The sequence below is a fragment of the Methylobacterium sp. WL116 genome, from assembly GCF_008039455.1.
Classification (GTDB): domain Bacteria; phylum Pseudomonadota; class Alphaproteobacteria; order Rhizobiales; family Beijerinckiaceae; genus Methylobacterium.
Window position 1 is genome coordinate 1 of sequence record NZ_VRUV01000714.1, and the last position, 1,829, is coordinate 1,829.

The 1,829-nt window shown below is 71.4% G+C and carries 1 protein-coding gene; it reads left to right on the forward strand.

The features are described from left to right. Positions 1-12 precede the first annotated feature (12 nt). Positions 13-1,829: 1-deoxy-D-xylulose-5-phosphate synthase (dxs, locus tag FV223_RS26570; protein WP_246689825.1), on the forward strand; the 1,817-nt coding region annotated here is incomplete at its 3' end.

The window sequence follows — 1,829 nt, forward strand, 5'->3', positions numbered from 1 at the left end:
GCCCCCTCGATTTTGGACGGTTTGTCCGAGACGTCCGCGTTGCGGTTGCTTCCGGAGAGCGATCTCCGGGCGGTGGCGGACGCGGTTCGCTCGGAGATGATCGAGGCCGTGTCGGTGACGGGCGGTCATCTCGGGTCGGGGCTCGGGGTGGTCGAGCTGACGGTGGCGCTGCACCACGTGTTCGACACGCCCGACGACCGGATCGTGTGGGACGTCGGGCACCAGGCGTATCCGCACAAGATCCTGACCGGGCGGCGCGAGCGGATGCGGACGCTGCGCCAGGGCGGCGGGCTGTCGGGCTTCACCAAGCGCTCGGAGAGCGAATACGACCCGTTCGGGGCGGCGCATTCCTCGACCTCGATCTCGGCCGCTTTGGGCATGGCGGTGGCGCGGGACCTGCACGCGGCCTCGGAGAAGGCCAAGGGCCACGCCGAGCCCAAGCGCCGCAACATGATCGCGGTGATCGGGGACGGCTCGATGTCGGCGGGCATGGCCTACGAGGCGATGAACAACGCCGGCGCGCTGCATTCGCGGCTGATCGTGATCCTGAACGACAACGACATGTCGATCGCGCCGCCCGTGGGCGCGATGTCGGCCTACCTGGCGCGGCTGGCGTCGGGCGGGGCGTACCGGGGCCTGCGCGAGACCGCCAAGCAGCTCGGCAAGCTGCTGCCGAAGGCGATCTACCAGCGGGCGGCGCAGGCCGAGGAGTTCGCCCGCGGGCTGATCGTCGGCTCGGGCACGATGTTCGAGGAGATGGGCTTCCACTACGTCGGGCCGGTGGACGGGCACAACCTCGACCACCTGCTGCCGGTGCTGAAGAACGTGCGCGACTCGGAGCAGGGCCCGATCCTGCTGCACGTGGTGACGCAGAAGGGCAAGGGCTACGCGCCGGCGGAGGCGTCGGCCGACCGCTACCACGGCGTGGTGAAGTTCGACGTGCTGTCGGGCGTGCAGACCAAGGCCAAGGCCAACGCCCCGGCCTACACGCGGGTGTTCGGCGAGAGCCTGATCAAGGCGGCGGATGCCGACGACAAGGTGGTGGCGATCACCGCGGCGATGCCGGGCGGCACCGGGATCGACCTGTTCGGCAAGGCGCATCCGGACCGGACCTTCGACGTCGGGATCGCCGAGCAGCACGCGGTGACGTTCGCCGGCGGCCTGGCGACGGAGGGCTACAAGCCGTTCGTGGCGATCTACTCGACCTTCCTGCAGCGGGCCTACGACCAGGTGATCCACGACGTGGCGCTGCAGAACCTGCCGGTGCGCTTCGCGCTGGACCGGGCGGGGCTGGTGGGGGCCGACGGGGCGACGCATGCGGGGGCGTTCGACCTGGCGTACCTGTGCTGCCTGCCGAACATGACGGTGATGGCGGCGGCCGACGAGGCCGAGCTGGTGCACATGGTGGCGACCTGCCACGCGCACGACGACGGCCCGATCGCGCTGCGCTACCCGCGCGGCGAGGGGGTGGGCGTCGAGATGCCGGAGGTGGGCGTTCCGCTGGCGATCGGCCGGGGCCGGATCGTGACGCGGCCCGAGGGCGCGCGGGTGGCGCTGCTGTCGCTGGGCACGCGTCTGTCCGAGGCGCTGAAGGCGGCCGAGACGCTGGAGGCGGCCGGCATCGCTGTGACGGTGGCGGATGCGCGCTTCGCCAAGCCGCTGGACGAGGCGCTGATCCTGGACCTGGCGGCGAGCCACGAGGTTCTGATCACGCTGGAGGAGGGCTCGCGCGGCGGCTTCGGGGCGCAGGTGCTGCACCTGCTGACCGAGCGCGGCGTGCTCGACGCGATGCGGCTGCGGGTGCGCACGATGACCCTGCCCGACAGCTA